General features: G+C 60.2%; 18 protein-coding genes. 10 read left to right on the forward strand and 8 right to left on the reverse strand.

Annotation, left to right across the window (positions count from 1 at the left end):
• Positions 1-144 precede the first annotated feature (144 nt).
• Complete coding sequence (locus tag IC37_RS19395) at positions 145-1,419, forward strand: Hsp70 family protein (protein WP_030128290.1); 1,275 nt, start codon at positions 145-147, stop codon at positions 1,417-1,419.
• Positions 1,420-1,556: 137 nt separating this feature from the next.
• Here the strand turns inward: IC37_RS19395 and IC37_RS19400 are convergent, their stop codons facing one another.
• The 3 genes from IC37_RS19400 to IC37_RS19410 all read right to left on the reverse strand — a co-directional run bounded on the left by IC37_RS19400 (position 1,557) and on the right by IC37_RS19410 (position 3,960).
• Positions 1,557-2,570, reverse strand: coding sequence for an AI-2E family transporter (locus IC37_RS19400; protein ID WP_030128291.1), 1,014 nt, complete (start codon positions 2,568-2,570; stop codon positions 1,557-1,559).
• Positions 2,571-2,793: 223 nt separating this feature from the next.
• On the reverse strand, positions 2,794-3,099 hold the full coding sequence (locus IC37_RS19405) for a PsiF family protein (RefSeq protein WP_030128292.1): 306 nt from the start codon (positions 3,097-3,099) through the stop codon (positions 2,794-2,796).
• Between the two features lie 72 nt (positions 3,100-3,171).
• Positions 3,172-3,960, reverse strand: coding sequence for a helix-turn-helix transcriptional regulator (locus IC37_RS19410; RefSeq protein ID WP_030128293.1), 789 nt, complete (start codon positions 3,958-3,960; stop codon positions 3,172-3,174).
• A 97-nt stretch (positions 3,961-4,057) separates the two neighbouring features.
• Here IC37_RS19410 and IC37_RS19415 point away from each other — a divergent pair, with 97 nt between their 5' ends.
• The gene (locus IC37_RS19415) at positions 4,058-4,945 is read left to right on the forward strand and encodes a DMT family transporter (protein ID WP_030128294.1); all 888 of its coding nucleotides are present in this window, start codon (positions 4,058-4,060) and stop codon (positions 4,943-4,945) included.
• A 121-nt stretch (positions 4,946-5,066) separates the two neighbouring features.
• Here IC37_RS19415 and IC37_RS19420 read toward each other — a convergent pair whose 3' ends face one another.
• The 3 genes from IC37_RS19420 to IC37_RS19430 form a co-directional block, all read right to left on the reverse strand.
• On the reverse strand, positions 5,067-5,957 hold the full coding sequence (locus tag IC37_RS19420; RefSeq protein ID WP_030128295.1) for a triacylglycerol lipase: 891 nt from the start codon (positions 5,955-5,957) through the stop codon (positions 5,067-5,069).
• 106 nt (positions 5,958-6,063) lie between these two features.
• A complete protein-coding gene (locus tag IC37_RS19425) occupies positions 6,064-6,369 on the reverse strand; it encodes a multidrug efflux SMR transporter (RefSeq protein WP_030128296.1) in 306 nt (101 codons plus the stop codon).
• Positions 6,370-7,008, reverse strand: coding sequence for an FMN-dependent NADH-azoreductase (locus IC37_RS19430; protein WP_030128297.1), 639 nt, complete (start codon positions 7,006-7,008; stop codon positions 6,370-6,372).
• Between the two features lie 115 nt (positions 7,009-7,123).
• On the opposite strand from IC37_RS19430, the gene IC37_RS19435 reads away from it, so the two are divergent.
• Positions 7,124-8,035, forward strand: a complete 912-nt coding sequence (locus tag IC37_RS19435) for a LysR substrate-binding domain-containing protein (RefSeq protein WP_030128298.1) — start codon at positions 7,124-7,126, stop codon at positions 8,033-8,035.
• Between the two features lie 167 nt (positions 8,036-8,202).
• Here IC37_RS19435 and IC37_RS19440 read toward each other — a convergent pair whose 3' ends face one another.
• Positions 8,203-10,278 carry an AsmA family protein gene (locus tag IC37_RS19440; RefSeq protein WP_030128299.1) on the reverse strand — a complete coding sequence of 692 codons (2,076 nt, stop codon included), beginning with the start codon at positions 10,276-10,278 and terminating at the stop codon, positions 8,203-8,205.
• A gap of 385 nt (positions 10,279-10,663) precedes the next feature.
• Here IC37_RS19440 and IC37_RS19445 point away from each other — a divergent pair, with 385 nt between their 5' ends.
• From IC37_RS19445 to IC37_RS19475, 7 genes are all read left to right on the forward strand, one after another.
• Positions 10,664-11,131 (forward strand): hypothetical protein, encoded by a 468-nt coding sequence (locus tag IC37_RS19445; protein ID WP_095920369.1) that lies wholly within the window; start codon positions 10,664-10,666, stop codon positions 11,129-11,131.
• 156 nt (positions 11,132-11,287) lie between these two features.
• Entirely contained in the window at positions 11,288-11,920 is a 633-nt protein-coding gene (locus tag IC37_RS19450) for a TetR family transcriptional regulator (protein ID WP_008009759.1), read from the forward strand.
• A 271-nt stretch (positions 11,921-12,191) separates the two neighbouring features.
• Positions 12,192-12,692, forward strand: a complete 501-nt coding sequence (gene ureE / locus IC37_RS19455; RefSeq protein ID WP_030128301.1) for an urease accessory protein UreE — start codon at positions 12,192-12,194, stop codon at positions 12,690-12,692.
• On the forward strand, positions 12,689-13,363 hold the full coding sequence (locus IC37_RS19460; RefSeq protein WP_030128302.1) for an urease accessory protein UreF: 675 nt from the start codon (positions 12,689-12,691) through the stop codon (positions 13,361-13,363). Before ureE ends, IC37_RS19460 begins: the two co-directional genes overlap by 4 nt.
• A 23-nt stretch (positions 13,364-13,386) precedes the next feature.
• Positions 13,387-14,001, forward strand: a complete 615-nt coding sequence (ureG, locus tag IC37_RS19465; RefSeq protein WP_030128303.1) for an urease accessory protein UreG — start codon at positions 13,387-13,389, stop codon at positions 13,999-14,001.
• A 28-nt stretch (positions 14,002-14,029) separates the two neighbouring features.
• Positions 14,030-14,602 (forward strand): HupE/UreJ family protein, encoded by a 573-nt coding sequence (locus IC37_RS19470; RefSeq protein ID WP_030128304.1) that lies wholly within the window; start codon positions 14,030-14,032, stop codon positions 14,600-14,602.
• A gap of 181 nt (positions 14,603-14,783) precedes the next feature.
• Complete coding sequence (locus IC37_RS19475) at positions 14,784-15,911, forward strand: AGE family epimerase/isomerase (protein WP_030128305.1); 1,128 nt, start codon at positions 14,784-14,786, stop codon at positions 15,909-15,911.
• A 126-nt stretch (positions 15,912-16,037) separates the two neighbouring features.
• Here IC37_RS19475 and IC37_RS19480 read toward each other — a convergent pair whose 3' ends face one another.
• Positions 16,038-16,805: an SDR family oxidoreductase gene (locus IC37_RS19480; RefSeq protein WP_030128306.1), complete on the reverse strand. Its 768-nt coding sequence runs from the start codon at positions 16,803-16,805 to the stop codon at positions 16,038-16,040.
• Between the last annotated feature and the right edge of the window lie 712 nt (positions 16,806-17,517).

Here is a 17,517-nt window from a genome sequence, read left to right on the forward strand (position 1 = left end):
TTGCCAAGTCTATGCAGGGAAGTTTGGGGGTGATTGGGCATCTTTCAAGCGCTGAGCGCTGCGATTTAACGGATAGTCGGCCTTCGAATCTTCGCCGCTCTGACATACACTGCGCGGCCGTTTTTTAACCGGAACTTGAAAGACATGAAAAACGCATCCCCAGCCCGTGCCTGCGGTATCGACTTCGGCACGTCCAACTCCACCGTCGGCTGGTTGCGCCCCGGCATGGAAACGCTGATCGCGCTGGAGGACGACAAGATCACCCTGCCCTCGGTGGTCTTCTTCAATATGGAAGAACGCCGCCCGGTGTACGGCCGGCTGGCGCTGCACGAGTACCTGGAAGGCTACGAAGGCCGGCTGATGCGCTCGCTCAAAAGTCTGCTGGGTTCCAAACTGATCAAGCACGACACCAGCGTCCTCGGCACGGCGATGCCGTTCAAGGACCTGCTCGGGCTGTTCATCGGCCAGTTGAAAAAACGCGCGGAAGCCGCTGCCGGTCGGGAATTCGAGGAAGTGGTGCTGGGCCGGCCGGTGTTTTTCGTCGATGACGATGAAATGGCCGACCAGGAAGCAGAAAACACCCTGGTGGATGTAGCCCGCGCCATCGGTTTCAAGGATGTCTCGTTCCAGTACGAACCGATTGCGGCGGCGTTCGACTATGAGTCGACCATCGAAAAAGAAGAGCTTGTCCTGATTGTGGACATCGGCGGTGGTACGTCTGACTTCTCTCTGGTGCGCCTGTCCCCTGAGCGCCGCAACCACGACAACCGTCACGACGATATTCTCGCCACCGGTGGCGTGCACATCGGCGGGACCGATTTCGACAAGCAGCTTAGCCTGCAAGGACTGATGCCGCTGTTCGGCTACGGCAGCCGGATGAAAAGTGGCGCTTACATGCCCACCAGCCATCACATGAACCTGGCGACCTGGCACACCATCAACTCGGTGTACTCACAGAAGTCGAGCCTGGCCCTGGGCAGCATGCGTTACGACATCGAAGACACCGGCGGCATCGATCGCCTGTTCAAGCTGATCGAGCAGCGCGCCGGGCACTGGTTGGCCATGGAAGTGGAAGAAACCAAGATCCAGCTGACCCACGCCGACAGCCGCCATGTGCCGCTGGATCGTATCGAGCCGGGGTTGAGCGTGGAACTGAGCCGGGCACTGTTCGAGTCGGCCATCGACAACTTGCTGGAGCGGGTGCGCAACAGCGTGACTCAGTTGCTGAACGACGCCAACGTGCGGGTCGATCAGGTGAACACGGTGTTCTTCACCGGTGGTTCGAGCGGGATTCCGGCGCTGCGCAACAGCGTCTCGGCCATGTTGCCGAATGCGCGGCACGTGGAAGGCAACATCTTCGGCAGTATCGGCAGTGGTTTGGCGATCGAGGCGGCCAAGCGTTACGGCCCGATGGATTGACCTGAGAGACCGCGGCGCCTGCTTCGCGAGCAAGCCCGCTCCCACATTCGACCGAGTTCCTCCAGATGGAATGCGGTCGAATGTGGGAGCGGGCTTGCTCGCGAAGGCGTCAGATCAGGCAATGCATATCGACCAGATCAAACCATCCCCACCTGCTTCAACTCACTCTTCAGATACGCGTAATAAATCGGCCCCGCCACCACTCCCGGCAGGCCGAACGCGGCTTCGAACACCAGCATTGCCAGCAGCAACTCCCACGACTTGGCACTGATCTGCCCGCCGACGATGCGCGCGTTGAGGAAGTATTCGAGCTTGTGGATAACAATCAGATAACCCAGCGCCGCCACCGCTACCCAGATCGACAGCGACAAGCCGACGATGGTGATCAAGGTGTTCGACATCAGATTACCGATCACCGGCAACAAGCCGAGCAGGAAGGTCAGCACGATCAGGGTTTTGGTCAGCGGCAGCTTGATCCCGAACATCGGCAGGACCACCGCGAGGAAAATCCCGGTGAAGAAAGTATTGAGCAGGGAAATCTTGATCTGGGCGAAAACGATGTTGCGAAACGCCTGGACCAACAGGTGCAAGCGATCGAACAGCGCCGCGGCCAAGGGCTTGCGTTTGGTCACATCCGGCGCTCGCTGCAAGGCGATGATCGCCCCCAGCACCATGCCGATCAGCAGCGTCACGAACATGTGCGCCGCATCCTTGCCCACCAGTTGCAAATCGCTGAGGTGCTTGCTCATCCACTGGCCGATGGCCACGCGAAACTCAGCGGCACTGGCCGGCAAATAAGCGTCGATGAACGGCGGCAACTGCCCGCGCGCGCGGTCGACCACAACCATGAATTTGTCGAGAGAAGCGCCGGGGTTTTCCGCCTCGTGCAGCAGAAAACTGATCGCACCGGCAAAGATCAGTGCCAGCACGCTGACCACCAATGTCCCCAGCAACGCCACCGCCAGCCAGCGCGCGCGGCGGCCTTCGATCAGCCGCTGCAATTGCGGCGTGAGCATGTTGACCAGTTCGAACACCAACAACCCGGCCAACAGGCTGGGTAGCAATCGCAGAGGGAGTACCAGCAGCAAACCACCAAAAATGATGACCCAGCTGATGAGCAACAAGACCTGACGCTGAGAAAACGCTGACATACAGCCTCAAAACGAACGACGTAAAAGGATTGGCAGTCTGCCAGCGTTCCGAGGCGAGCACTAGGGATTGTGTCGGTCGACCTTACCGACCCCTTCGCGAGGGGGCCCGCTCCCACACTGGATCTACTGTGAACGCACTATCTGTGCCCGCCAGAGAATAAATGTGGGAGCGGGCTTGCTCGCGAAGGGGCCAGCACAAAGCCTCCCGAGCTGACCGCGCTGCTTATTTCTTCTTCAGGCAATCGCTCATGAAGGCTTTGCGCGCATCGCCCTTGAGCGCCTGGGTCGTGGCGTCGGCGTTGCAGGTTTTCATCTTTTCTTGTTGAGGTGTCATGGGCTTGGCGGCATCGGCGGCCGGCGCGGCTTTGAGGCAGGTGCTCATGAAGGCTTTGCGCTCGTCGCCCTTGAGGCTTTTTGCGGTAGCGTCGGCATTGCAGGTGGTCATTTTGTTCTGTTGGGCAGTGGCGGCGAAACCTTGGGAGCAGAGCAACACACCGACCATCAACAACGGGGCACGCAACATCTTCATGGAGTGTTCTCCTTGTTACCGCACCGATGGATGCGGCCTTGTTTCGGAGTGTAGACAAAGCCTGTTACACGTTCACCTGCTATCGAGGTGGCTGCGTCGATATTGCTCAGGCGTGCACCCGGCCTGACGCTGAAACATCGCGATGAATGCCGAGCCGGTGCTGTAGCCCATGTCGAAGGCGATTTCCTGAATGCTGCGCTGGCTATCGAGCGCTTCGATCGCCGCCAGAAACCGCAACCGTTGCCGCCACTCCCCGAAACTCATGCCCAATTCGCGGACAAACTGCCGGGCCAACGTGCGCTCACTGACATGAATGTTCGCAGCCCAATCCGCCAATGGTCGGTTATCCCCAGGCTCGGCCTGCAGGGTTTCCAGAATGCCGAGCAACCCGGTGCTGCTGGCGTAGGGCAAGTAACACTCATGCATCGGCGCCTGTTGCAGTTGGTCCACCAGCACTTGAGCCAGACGCTTGTCTGCATCGTGCTCGGGAATTTTCACATCGCGGGCGGCGAAGTCTTTCAGGATCGCCTTGAGAATGTCGCTGATCGCCAGGGTGCAGGCCTGCTGCGGCAGATCGCGACACAGCGCCGGCGCAAGACAGACCGCGCGGTAGTTGATCGGCTGATTGCTATAGAAACTGTGCTCGGTCCCGGGCGGCACCCACACCGCGTATTGCGGCGGCGACATGAAGCGGCGGCTGCCGATTTCCATGTGCAGGACGCCATTGGCCGAATACTCGAGGCTGCCCCAAGGATGATGGTGGGTCGAGGCGTATTCATGGGTGTTGAAGTCGGCATAACGGAAATAGACCGGTGCCGGCAGTTCGCTGAAATCCAGCAGGTCGATGTGTTTGCTGTTCATGCTGTCCGGAATCAGAGGCAAGTTGTCTGAATCGCAGTATAGGCATTGATCCAGACAGGCGGATAATCACCCTTCATTAACGTTCTGGTTTTTCCCGATGCAATACGCTTACCCCCTGCTGGCCATTTTCATTTGGGCCGGCAACACCGTGATCAACAAACTCGCGGTCGGCGCGATCTTTCCCGCCGAAATCGGCTTCTACCGCTGGTTGCTGGCCGCAATGCTGTTCACGCCTTTCATGCTTAAACCGGTGATCGCCCACTGGTCGTTGATCCGCCCGAATCTGGGCAGGATTTTCATCCTCGGCGTGCTTGGCATGGCGGTTTATCAGAGCCTGGCTTACTTCGCTGCGACGCTGACCTCAGCCACCAACATGGGGATCATTCTGTCGCTGATGCCATTGATGTCGCTGGCCATGGCAATTGTCAGCCTCGGCCAACGCCTGACCGCTGGCGCACTGGCCGGCGCCGTGCTGTCGTTTGCGGGGGTTTTGGTGGTGGTGTCGTCCGGCAGCCTTGGCACGTTGCTGGAGCACGGGGTGAACCTGGGCGATGCGATGATGCTGATCGCCACGCTGGCGTATGCGATTTACAGCACCCTGCTGAAAAAATGGCAGCTGCGTTTGCCGCCGCTGGTGTTGTTGTATTTGCAGGTGTTGGTCGCGCTGGTGGTGCTGTTTCCGCTGTTCCTCGCCTCACCGAAAATCGGCCCGACCCTGCAGAACATTCCGTTGGTGCTTTACGCCTGCCTGCTGGCCTCGATGCTTGCGCCATGGGCGTGGATGCAAGCCGTGGTGCGCCTGGGGCCGAGCCGGACCACGCTGTTTTTCAATTTGCTGCCGTTGATTACGGCGCTGATTGCGGCGGTGGTGCTGCATGAGCAGTTGGCGCTGTACCACCTGGTGGGTGGGGTGTTGACGTTGGGTGGGGTGATTTTGTCGGAGCGGTGGACGACGGTGTTGGGCCGTAAGGTCAGTGTTGTCTGATCTGGCGCCTTCGCGAGCAAGTCGAATCGTCGCACCGCCGCTCCCACATTGGATCTGCGTCGCTCACAAATCCAATGTGGGAGCGGGCTTGCTCGCGAAGAACGATAACGCGGTCTGACGGCTAAACCCCGGCTGCCTTCAACCGCGCCGCATGCTCGACAAACAACCGCACCGGCTCTGCGCCCTTGCCCACCAACCCCAGCGACTGGTTGACGATATCGAAGTGATCCATCGGGTATTCATCACCGATCACCGTCCCCAAATGCGAGCTGTAACGTCCGACCATCCCGTCGCAATGCCCCGCCTCGCGCACAAAGGTTTTGGCAAACAACCGGCAACTGCGATTGGTCCCATCGAACAGGTTGCAGCCGCGATCGGTCTTGCCCGGTTGTAACGTCCCGGACCAGGAGTAATACCGCACGCCATTGACCACTTCCGGACCGTGCCCGCCCCAGGTCTCAGGCAGACCTTGTGGATAACGCTGATTGAACAGCGCCACGCCTGCTGCGGTCAGGGATTGGTGCGAAGCCGGGATATCCACCGGCAGTCTCGGCCCGCGATAACCGGTTTCCAGCAGGCACATCAGCGCGCTGATCAGCCACAGTAAAAAACTCAGCAGCCGGCCCTTGGCGCTGTCAGCCGGATAATGGGTGTGCAGATGGTCCGCCAGCTCCGAGCCGTGATTCGGCCCGGCCACCGAAGTCACCGAAGCCACCTGGTCCGGGCGTTTAGCCGCCGCGTAACGGGCGGTCAGCGAGCCCTGGCTGTGGCCGATCAGGTTGACCTTCTCGGCCCCGGTTTCGCGCAGAATCTCGTCGATCCGCGCCAGCAATTGCTCGCCGCGCACCTCGGTGGAATTGAGCGGCGAGACCTGCACCGCAATCACGGTCGCCCCATCCCGGCGCAGCGCCGAGATGATTCCGTACCAATAGGGATAGAGCAGCAGACGGATAAACCCGAGCATCCCCGGGACCAGCACCAAGGGGTAACGCGTGGCGGAACCTTGCGACATGGATGAACATCCTTGTGATCGGTGAGATGAAGCAAGGCAGGATGCAAGGCATCAGCCAAGCATCGCCACCCAAGATGACAACTCAACGACCAGTCTATGACAACGCTTACTTCAACCCCACCACGCCCGCCACAATCAGCCCGACCGAAACCAGCTTGAGCGCGGTCAGGCTTTCGCCGAGCAGCGCAAAGCCGAGAAACACCGTGCCCAGTGAACCGATAGCGGTCCAGATCGGGTAGGCGATGCTCACCGGCAAGTCGCGCATGGCCAGGGTCAGGAAGTAAATCCCCCCCACGGCCGCCACCACCGTAATCACCGAGGGCCAGAGCCGGGTGAAGCCTTCGGCGTACTTCATGCCCATGGCGAAGGTGACCTCGAACCCGGCGGCGATCAGCAAGAACAACCAGGCCATCTAGAACGCCCTGGCCAGCGCCAGCAAACGCTGCTCGGCTTCGGCCACGGAAACCTGGAAAGTGCGTTCGGCGGACTCTTCGCCCTCGGCGGCGACAACGGTGACGTCGGTGATGCCGATGAACCCCAGTGCCGTGCGCAGCAACGGATCGGCATGGTTCATCGCTTCAAGTTCGCCGCCGGGACCGAAGCCGAACCCGCCGCGACTGGTGACGATCAACGCCTTCTTGCCCCGCACCAGCGGTTCGTACTGAGCGACGCCATTGTCCAGAGTGTGATTGAACGTCAGCCCGAGCCGCACAATCTGGTCGATCCAGGCCTTGAGGCCGCTGGGCACGCTGAAGTTGTACATCGGCGTGGAAATCACCAACAGATCATGGCCGAGCACCTCCCCCACCAATTCATCGCTGAATGCCAGGTCGGCCTGCATCGACAGCGGTCGCGCTTCAGGCTCTGGATGAAAAGCGGCCGCCACAAACGCTTCGTTGACGGCCGGAATCAACGCCCGACCGACTTCGCGACGGGTCAGTTGCGACTGCGGGTTGCGCACCTGCCAGGCACAAAGAAACACCTCAGCCAAACGCCGCGAATGTGAACGGTCGCCACGGGGGCTGGCATGAATCGCAAGAATTCTGCTCATCTGAATCTCCTTGAGGGGCTAAACTGAAACGGCTGCAGATTGAAGCGCGTAACTGCCGTCTTCAAATGAACAAAAATCAGTCTGGATGAATTCATTTCATCCATGGAGTTCTAAAATGTTTGCCTCGTTGCCGCTAACCGCCCTGCGCGCCTTCGAATCCGCCTCGCGCCTGTTGAGTTTCAAGGCCGCCGCCGAAGAGCTCTCCGTGACGCCGACGGCGGTCTCGCACCAGATCCGCTCCCTGGAAAACTGGCTCGGCGTGCCGCTGTTCGAACGACTGCCACGGCAGGTGCGACTTACCGAATGCGGTGAACGGCTATTCCGCAGCCTGCACGGCGCCCTGCTGGAAGTGGCGCAAAGCGTCGATACCTTGCGCCCGCAACGCAGCGGCACGAGCCTGACGATTTCCACGACGGCCGCCTTCGCCGCCCTCTGGCTGGTGCCGCGGCTGGGCCGGTTTTACGCCCGTCATCCGAACATCAGCCTGCGCCTGGATACCCACTGCGAAGTCATCGATTTGCATCAGGACGCCAGCGTCGATCTGGTGGTGCGTTACAGCCTCGACGATTACCCGAACCTGTATGGTTTGTGCCTGTTCGATGAATCCTTTGGGGTCTATGGCTCGCCTGAACAAGTGGCCCTGGCGGCCAGTCGGGTACCGACGCTGATCAGCGTGCGTTGGCACAACTCCAAGCTGTACGCCCATGGCTGGGAGGCCTGGTGCGCGCAGTCCGGCGAAACCTGGCTGACCGCGCAACCGGCAGTGCGTGAATACGATGAAGAGCATTACGCCCTGCAAGCCGCCATCGCCGGGCAAGGCCTGGTGCTGGCGAGCAATATTCTGGTGTCGGAGAGTGTGGCCAGCGGCTTGCTGCTGCCTTATCGGGGTGACATTCAAGTCGACGGGGCCGGATACAGCGCGCTGTGCGTACCGGGTCGTGAACGGCATCCGCCGGTGCGGGCATTTTTTGCGTGGTTGCAGGAGGAGGCGCTGCTGTCAGGGCATGCGCTGATATCAGTCGGTTGAGCACAATCCCTGTGGGAGCGGGCTTGCTCGCGAAAGCGGAGTGTCAGGCGGCATAAATGTTGACTGTGCCGCCATCTTCGCGAGCAAGCCCGCTCCCACATTTTTCCAGTAACCGCAGGTCCATTGTGGAGCCTGCTCGCGATGGCGTCTTCACAGACGCCAACGGATTACCGGGTAGGCTTAACCGTCACCGGCGCCTTCCCAGCCTTCATCTGCTCCAGCAACGGCGCACACTGATTCGGCTCACCGCCGCTGGGCGCTATCAGCGCCAGCAAGCCCGCCGCCGGCGCGGCAATCACCCCCAGCGCAACCATCCCGGCCCCCCGCAGCATCAGCGGCACCGCTTTCACGCCCGCATCCAGCTTGATGAACTTGCCCCGCACATACAGCGGCGAACGCAGTGAAATCAAGCGCCAGCCCTTGGATTCCGGGGAGATGGTCAGGTCCAGTTGCTCGGTCGCCATGTTTGCCGTGCCGTCGACGTAGACGATTGCGGTCTCGGTATCGAAGACGAACAGCCGCGTGGTCGCCAGGCCGGCCTTTATGTCGAAGTCGGCCGCCGCGCAGTTGATCTTCACTTCCTTGTCGCCAAAGATCTTGCCGACCACATAGTTGCCGACGTTGAGCCCTGCCAGCTCCATCAACTCGCGACTGATAGCGCCGTCATTCATCAGCATCTTCAGATTGCCGTCGGCAGTGCCCAGCAGTTTGGCCACCGAGTTACCCCGGCCGGTCAGGTCAGCGTCGCCATTGAGCTCACCGAAACTGGTTTTCATGATTTCAAAGGTGGGAAACAGCTGCTTGAGCTTGAACTTGCGCGCCGTCAGTTTGGCCCGGCCTTCCAAAGGCTCGGTGCGCCCGTTGAGACGAATCTGCGCATCCAGATTGCCGCCAGCCACGCCGAAACGCAGGGGCTCGAGGCTGAGCACGCCATCAGTCAGTACCACATGGGTGTAGAGATCGTTGAACGGTAGTCTTGCGCTGTGGACGATACGTTTGCCGGTGAATTCCACATCAGCGTCCATGTCGCGCCAGCGTTCAGTCCTGAACTCCTCCACTGGTAGCAGTTTGTCCGTCGGCTGCTTGCTTTCACCGCCACGGGCCTTTTGCTTGGCATTGGAGTCGGCGCCGATCAGCGGAGCCAGGTCGGTAAACAGCAGTTGATTGGACTCCAGTGCCCCGCTGAGTTTGGGCCTCGGCTGGCTCGCAACGTAGGTCAGGTTGCCATGGATGTCACTCTCGCCGATCGTGCCGTTGAAGTCCTTATAGCGGTACACCGCCCCGCCCGGTTCCTGCAGCTTGGCGATCAAGTGCCCGTCGGTGGCATACGGCGGGGTATCCGGCAGGGTCACGCCGATCAGCGGATAGAGATTGCCCAGGCTGGCACCGGCCAGTTTCAGGCGCAAATCCAGAGCGCCAAGGTTCAATGGATCGGTGAGCGCACCGGCCAGCTCGACGCTGGTGTCGGCGATCTTCATTTGCGCCTGAAGTGGAAACGGCTTGGAGGCGTCCTTCAATGCCAGCAAGCCGCCAACCTTGCCTTGGCCGGTGAGATTCTGGCCGTGGTATTGGCCTTTGACCTTCAACGCAAACGAGTAATCCTGCGGCGAACCGCCCTTTTCAACTGCGGTTTTCGCCGCTTTGTCGCCGACGATGTCGCTGAATGGAATCGGCTTGCCCAACGGATCGATGAGCAGATCAAGCTGAGTCTTCAGCTTCTGGTCGTCGAGCGTGACATGGCCCTTGTCGAAGCCGATGGCACCGATGTCCAGCACCCAGTTCGAAGGCTCGGCGTTCGGGTCTTTTGGGTCGAACTTGAACGTCCAGTTGGCGCGGCCGTCGGCCAGGCGCTGCAGATCGGCATTGGGTTCGCTCAGGTCGATACGCGGGATCACCACCCGCTGCGCCAGCAAGCCCAGCGGCGAAATGCGCAGTTCGACGCGTTTGAGCGTGGCCATCTTCGGTTGCTTCGACCAGTCCGGGTTACCCAGGCTGAGGTCCTCAGCCACCACATGCGGCCACGGCACCCAGGCCCGCCAGCCACCCTCTTCGGGCTCGCGCTGCCAGATCACCGCAAGGTTGCCATTGATGGCGAACGGACGATGCAGTTCTTCGGATATTTTGGCGCTCAGGGGCGGTTTGATCCGGTTCCAATCGAAGAACGCAATGATCAGAACCAGGACGGCCAGCAGGACAACGATGCTGGCGAAGGTCCAGGCAAGAATTTTACGAGTGCGCGTCATTGCACAGGGCTCCTGAATACGACTGAGCGCCCCGACAGCGACGCACTGATGAAACGTTAGGCCAGAACCGGCCTGCCATGAAATTACGACTGAAAAATGGTTCGCAGGTTTAACCAGAAGATCAATTCGGACGCAAATAGCCGCCCTGCCTCAAGCCCCTCCCCTTTTAGCCTTACCGGGCCCGCTCTTTTGCGAGGCGAGAGCGGGTCGAAAATACTCATCTCAGTGCAAAAAAGCTCGCCGGAAACGCCTGTTCTAGAGCGCGGCGGCAGAACAATCAATTCTGTTGATTATTACCATTGCCTTTATGAACTTTTGTATCGAGTTATCAAGAGTAGCATTGCCCTCGTACCCACTTTATCGCCCTCCCAAGGAGCAACCCATCATGAAACGCGAATTACTGCTTAGCCTGACCCTCTCGATGTTAGCCAGCACCGCTTTCGCTTTGCCGGCCGCTGATCAGGCCACTCCACAAGTCAAAGACAGCCACTCGGTCAGCCAGACCGTTGCCGCTGATGGTTCCGACCGCACCCCACAAGGTCAGACCCTGGCCGAAGGGGGCAATGATCGCCTGAAAGAAAAAGGCCTGATCACTCAAGATGGCTCGGATCGCACTCCACAAGGTCAAACTCTTGCCGCTGACGGTTCCGACCGCACTCCACAAGGCCAAACCCTTGCTGCCGACGGTTCCGACCGCACTCCACAAGGCCAAACCCTGGCTGCCGACGGTTCCGACCGCACTCCACAAGGCCAAACCCTTGCTGCCGACGGTTCCGACCGCACCCCACAAGGTCAAACCCTGGCTGAAGGTGGTGGTGACCGTGTGATCGAACGCAACAGCGCTGTGAGCTAAGCCCATGGCGGCCCCGAAAAAAAGCCCAATCCCCGGATTGGGCTTTTGACTTTATAGAAGCTGCATTTCCCGCGTGATCTCCCGATAGTCGTTCGACGCCAGCGAAGCCGATTTGCTAGAGTGCGCCGCTGTCCCTGTCCAGAAAACACCCTTGCGATGCTGCCCCGCGCCGAACAGAAACAACAGACCCGCAACGCCCTGATGGACGCCGCCCGCCACCTGATGGAAAGCGGCCGAGGATTCGGCAGCCTGAGCCTGCGCGAAGTGACCAGAACCGCAGGGATCGTACCCACCGGTTTCTACCGGCATTTCGCCGACATGGATGAACTGGGCCTGGTGCTGGTGAGCGAAGTCGGTCAGACCTTCCGTGAAACCATCCGCCTGGTGCGCCATAACGAGTTCGTCATGGGCGGCATTATCGACGCCTCGGTGCGGATCTTTCTCGACGTGGTCACGGCCAACCGCTCGCAATTTCTGTTTCTTGCCCGCGAGCAGTACGGCGGCTCACTGCCGGTGCGCCAGGCCATTGGCCGCTTGCGCGAAGACATCAGCTCGGACCTGGCGGCGGACTTGTCACTGATGCCGAAACTGCAACACCTGGACATCGCAGGGTTGAGCGTCATGGCTGATCTGATCGTCAAAAGCGTGTTCGCGACACTGCCCGACATTATTGATCCCCCGGCCGAGGCGCTACCCGAGCATTTGACGCCGCAAGCGAAGATCACGCAGCAGTTGCGATTCATCTTTATCGGTCTCAAGCATTGGCAAGGCCTGGGCAGCACCGAATAACCCCTGTGGGAGCGGGCTTGCTCGCGAAGGCGTCGGTACATCCAGCATCTATGTGGCTGCAAGATCGCTTTCGCGAGCAAGCCCGCTCCCACATGAAACGTCGACCTCGCCGCAATTTGGTGCGCCAAACAATCTCTCGCACCAAATCAACCCAAAAACCTGCAGCCTCCTGAAACACCAACCACGCTCCGACAGGCATTTCCTACCTCTCACCCGATTGGCAAGCCCCTTGCTCTATCCCTGAGCATTGTCCATTGCTGGAAGCCTTCCGATGCTGGTGATTCATCGCAGAATCGACCCTCAACCCGTCTGGGCCGCCGAGTTGCACCTGACCTTCGAAGCCCGGAGCAAAAGCCGCTTGCGCTGTTTCAGTGCCGAGAGTGAAGACGTCGGGTTGTTTCTGGAGCGTGGCCAGCCGCCACTGTATGACGGCGAATACCTGCAAGCCGAAGACGGGCGCGTCGTTCGTGTCTGCGCTCGCCCGGAACAACTGCTGCACGTCACCTGTGCCAACGCCTTCGAACTGACCCGCGCCGCCTATCATCTGGGCAACCGCCATGTGGCTCTGCAGGTCGGCGATGGCTGGTTGCGCCTGCTCGACGATTACGTGCTCAAGGCCATGCTCGAACAGCTTGGTGCCAACGCCCAGAACATCGAAGCGCCGTTCCAGCCGGAACATGGCGCCTACGGCGGCGGCCATCACCATTCGCGCCATGGCGACGAGGATTTCAACTATCCGCCGAAACTGCACCAGTTCGGCGTGCGCTTATGAACCCAGCCTGGGCGCTGCTGCGTCTGGCCAGCCCGCAGTTGCCGATTGGCGGCTACAGCTATTCCCAGGGTTTGGAGATGGCGGTGGATAACGGCCGCGTAAACGATTCCGATAGCGCCCGGCGCTGGATCAGCGATCAGTTGCTGCTCAATCTTGCCCGCTTCGAAGCACCGCTGCTGCTCGCCCATTGCATCGCCGCGGCCGAAGAAAACTGGGGCCAATTACTGCAACGCTGCGAAGAGCATCGCGCCAGCCGCGAAACCCGCGAGCTGCATCAGGAAAGTCGGCAGATGGGTTATTCGCTGAAGCAACTGCTCAACGGTTTACCCGAACTGGATGCGTCAGCCCGAGCCTTTCTCGACCAATGCCCTGAACCACACCTGGCCCTGGGCTGGGCGCTGGCGGCCCGCTCCTGGCAGATCAGCCCGCAAGATGCGCTGGCCGCCTGGCTCTGGAGCTGGCTGGAAAACCAACTGGCAGTGCTGATGAAAACCCTGCCTCTAGGCCAGCAAGCCGCCCAACGCCTGACCAGCGAACTGCTGCCGCTGCTGCAACAGGCGCAGCAAGACGCCACCCGAATCAATCCCGAACACTCTGGCAGCGCCGCTTTCGGCCTGTCCCTGGCGTGCATGGCCCATGAGCGCCAGTACAGCCGTCTGTTCCGTTCCTAGGGCCTTTTACTTTGGAGAATCACATGAACGCCCAACCTCTGCGCGTCGGCATCGGCGGCCCGGTCGGCTCCGGCAAAACCGCCCTGACCCTGGCCCTGTGCCTGGCTCTACGTGAACGCTACAACCTCGCCGTGGTGACCAACGACATCTACACCCGCGAAGACGCTGACTTTTTGGTGCGTAACGAAGCCCTGGCACCCGAGCGGATCATCGGCGTGGAAACCGGCGGCTGCCCGCACACGGCGATCCGCGAAGACGCCTCGATCAATCTGGAAGCCGTGGATCAACTGAACCGGCGCTTCCCGGGACTGGACCTGATTCTGGTGGAGTCCGGTGGCGACAATCTCTCGGCGACCTTCAGCCCGGAACTGTCGGACCTGACTATCTACGTGATCGACGTTTCGGCCGGCGACAAACTGCCGCGCAAGGGCGGGCCGGGGATCTGCAAATCCGATTTGCTGGTGATCAACAAGATCGACCTCGCGCCGCTGGTAGGCGCCTCGCTGGAGATGATGGACAGCGACACCCAGCGCATGCGCAACGGCAAACCATTCGTCTTCAGCAACCAGAAAACCGGCCAGGGCCTGGAAGCCATCATCGCCTTCATCGAACGCCAGGGCTTGCTGACTGCAGCCTGATCACACTTATCAACAAGGAAGCTTCTCCATGACACTGAAACGCATTCTTGGCGCCATGGCCCTGCTGCTGACCCCGACCATCGCCTTCGCGCATCCGGGTCATGGCAACAATGGCTTGATGGCCGGCATCAGCCATCCGATCGGCGGCCTCGATCACTTGCTGGCGATGCTTGCCGTGGGATTGTGGGCCGCGCAGCAGAAAGGCGCCGCGCGTTGGGCGCTGCCATGCACGTTCGTGGGCACTATGCTGATCGGCGGGCTGCTGGGTTTTGAAGGGCTGAACCTGCCGGCGCTGGAAAGCGGGATTGCCGCATCGGTATTAGCATTGGGCCTGGCGGTGGCTTTGGCGGTGCGTCCGCCGTTGAGCCTGGCGGTGGCTGCGACCGCGTTGTTCGCGCTGTTTCATGGCGTGGCGCATGGTCTGGAATTGCCGGAGATGTCGAGCCCTTGGGCGTATGCTGCGGGGTTTGTGGTGGCGACGGCAGCTTTGCATGCAGCGGGTTATGCGGTGGTTCGATTGCTGCCTCAAGCGGCGGCACCGTTGGTTCGGCTGGCGGGTGCGGCTTCGGCGGCGACTGGGGTGTGGTTGTTGGCAGGCTAATTTTTTATCGGCTGTTCCGGCCTCTTCGCGAGCAAGCCCGCTCCCACATTTGTCCTGCGTGCACAGATCAAATGTGGGAGCGGGCTTGCTCGCGAAGGCGGTCTGACAGACACCACCTCTCTCAAGCCTGCCTCTCTGCTACCATGTCGCGCAATCGCCTTTGCCGTGACGACGCCAGCCAATGCCCTCTGTTTCCCGCTCTGCTTCCCAGCCTGAATCGACCGCCCTGTTCGCCTCGGTGCAACAGCACTTCCAGGACGTAATCGTGCCGCTCTGGCAAGGCCCCGGCTGGAACGCCGACATGGCATTGCCTTATGAAGCGCTGGACGCCGAGCATCAGCCGCTGCCACCGCAGCGCTACCGGGCCATGGCTTGCGCGCGGCAGCTGTACCTGTTTTCCAGCCTGATCGGCCAAGCGTCCCAGGCCGAAGAGCGTGCGGCAGCCCTGTTCCGTTCCTTGCAACGGCATTTCCACGATGCCGAGCATGGCGGCTGGTTCTACAGCATCGACCCGCAAGGTGCGCCGCTGGATCAACGCAAAGATCTCTACACCCACGCCTTCATCCTGTTCGCCTGCGCCCATTACTGGGACAAGGTTCGCGAACCGCTGGTGGAGTCGGTGCTCAACGCCACGCTGGAAGTCTTGGCCCAGCGCTTCGCCACAGGCGACGGCCTGTATGAAGCCAGCCTGGACCGTGATTGGTCTTCGCTCGACTCCGGGCCGCTGCAGAATCCATTGATGCATTTGGCCGAAGCTTTCCTCGCCATCCTTTCGGTGCGCGAGGACGTTGCTGTGCAGAGCGCGCTTATCGAGTTATGCACAGCCATGCAGAAGCGCTTCATCGACCCGCAACACGCGGTATTGATGGAAAAGCCGCTGGGTGCTGTGGATAACTGGTTCGAGCCAGGCCATCAGTTCGAATGGTATTTCCTGCTGGAATCCTCACCGTTGCTGCGCGGCTCGCAACTGCATGCCTCGCTGGACCGTGCCTTTACATTTACCGAGCAACTGGGCGTGGATCAGCAAACCGGTGCCGTGCGCGCAATGCTGGAACTGGACGACCATCTTCGTGATGCGACCCAACGCATCTGGGCCCAAGCCGAATACCTGCGTGCCCTTACTTTGCGCCCGGGCAGCGAAGCCTCTGTGCAGCGCCAATTGCAGGCGTTGCAACAGCGCTTTTTGCATGCGGGTGGCTGGTTTGAATGTCGCGATGAGCATGGCGAAGTGAGCCGCAAGGACATGCCTTCGACTACGCCTTATCATTTGGCGACCTGTTATCGCGGGTTGGCCGAGTATTTGCGCTGACGGGGCGATTGCTTTCGCGGGCAAGCCTTAATGCCAGTCAGTTAAGCGCAATCCATGTGGGAGCGGGCTTGCTCGCGAAGACGGCGGCATAGTCAACATTGATNTAGGGCAAGCCGTTACCCGGTCTTAAGCCTTGGCATTACGCTCAATGGCAAACCCGCTCCAGGTCTGGCTCACCGGCATCAGCTCGAGGCTGTTGATGTTGATGTGGGCCGGAGCGTTGAGTACCCAGAAAATGGTCTCGGCGATGTCTTGCGGCTGGATCGGCTCGGCGCCTGCGTAAGTGGCGTTGTAACGCTCCTGGTCACCGGCGAAACGCACCAGCGAGAATTCGCTCTCGCACAGGCCCGGCTCGATGTTGCTGACCCGCACGCCCGTCCCTTGCAGGTCGCAACGCAGGTTCAGAGAGAACTGTTTGACGAACGCCTTGCTCGCGCCATACACGTGGCTGCCCGGGTACGGGTAATTGCCGGCGATGGAGCCGAGGTTGACGATGCTGGCGCCACGACCGTGGGCGATCAAACGCGGTAACAACAGGCGAGTGCTGTACATCAGGCCTTTGATGTTGGTGTCGACCATGGTGTCCCAATCATCAAGATCGCACTTGGGGGCCGGGTCCACGCCCAAGGCCAGGCCGGCGTTGTTGATCAGCCCGCGCAGCTTGGCGAAGGACGGCGGCAGGTTGGCAATCGCCTCCTCCATGGCCTTGCGATCGCGTACGTCGAGCACCAGGCCATGAACCTCGGTCTGCTTCGACAACTCGGCGCACAGGGCATTGAGGCGTTCTTCACGACGACCTGTCAGCACCAGCTTCCAGCCGGCTTCGGCAAAACGACGGGCACAGGCTTCACCAAAACCTGCGGTCGCGCCGGTAATAAACAGGGTGTTGGACATCGTGTTCTCCTTGCTTCGGCTGATGACAGCCCTTGGAATAGAAAATCAGTTGCCAGCATGCCCGGCCTTGTCCACAGCGGCAACCATCGCAAAAAACGTACAAAAAACGACCAACCCCGGCAACGCCATGTGTGCTGTGGCTTGCAGCCATGTACACGCACCTTATCCACAGGCCGGTCCACAGTTTCCGGGGGCAAGTGCTAAAGCTGCAAGCCGCTATCCACAAGGCTTTGCGGGCAGATTAGAAAGTTTTTTGCTTGACCCTCGGGTAGCTGCTGTGTAGCCCCGGGCAATTTGCACGACCGGACGGTCAAACCAGCGATGGCGCCAAGCCAGTAACTACGGCCCTCAGCCGACTCTTTCCAGAGTTTAATCACAGACTTATCCACAGGCTTGTCCACCTCCACTTATACCGTGTTCACCCCGAACAAAAAGGTTGACAACGTCGGCTTGAGGTCCAGGAAAAACGCCTGATCAAAAAACAACCACTCCTCTGCAAGCCACGGATTCAAAGGCTTGCAGCCAGCTACTCCCACGTTATTCACAGCCAGCTCCACAGCAAACGGGGACAAGTCAAAACCGTGATAAAACAGCAATTTGCAGCGGCTTTATGTCGCGCTTTGAGAGGTCGTGAATATTGTTTTCCACAATTTCCCCGCGGTCCCTGTGGGAGCGGGCTTGCTCGCGAAGAGGGAGTGCCGTCGACATCAAT

It is taken from the genome of Pseudomonas sp. QTF5 (assembly GCF_000512695.2).
Classification (GTDB): domain Bacteria; phylum Pseudomonadota; class Gammaproteobacteria; order Pseudomonadales; family Pseudomonadaceae; genus Aquipseudomonas.